The sequence below is a fragment of the Salinarimonas soli genome, assembly GCF_008386575.1.
In the GTDB taxonomy this organism is placed as follows: Bacteria; Pseudomonadota; Alphaproteobacteria; order Rhizobiales; family Beijerinckiaceae; genus Salinarimonas_A; species Salinarimonas_A soli.
On the sequence record NZ_VUOA01000173.1, the window covers coordinates 1 to 266 of the forward strand.

Below are 266 nucleotides of genomic sequence, written 5' to 3' on the forward strand. Positions count from 1 at the left end.
TGGGCACCCCCAGGCGCATGTGCGCGTATCCCGCGCAGGCAGAGACGGAGACGCACAGCACCGCGAAGTGCAGGGCCATCATGAACGAGTTGAACAGGAACGTGAGGACCGGCTGGTGCACGCGGACGCGGGCATAGTTGTCGAGCGTGGGGCTCGCCGGCCAGATCGTGATCGGAAGCCGCATGGGCTCGGCCTCCGTCTTGAACGAGGTGAACAGGGCCCACAGGGCCGGGAAGGATCCGTTCGCCGCCACGGCGAGGGCGGCG

Annotated in this window: 1 pseudogene; it reads right to left on the reverse strand. The window is 68.4% G+C overall.

Features of this window, described 5'->3' with window-relative positions:
* A pseudogene (locus F0L46_RS26455) lies at positions 1-266 on the reverse strand (carbohydrate ABC transporter permease); the annotation flags it as partial.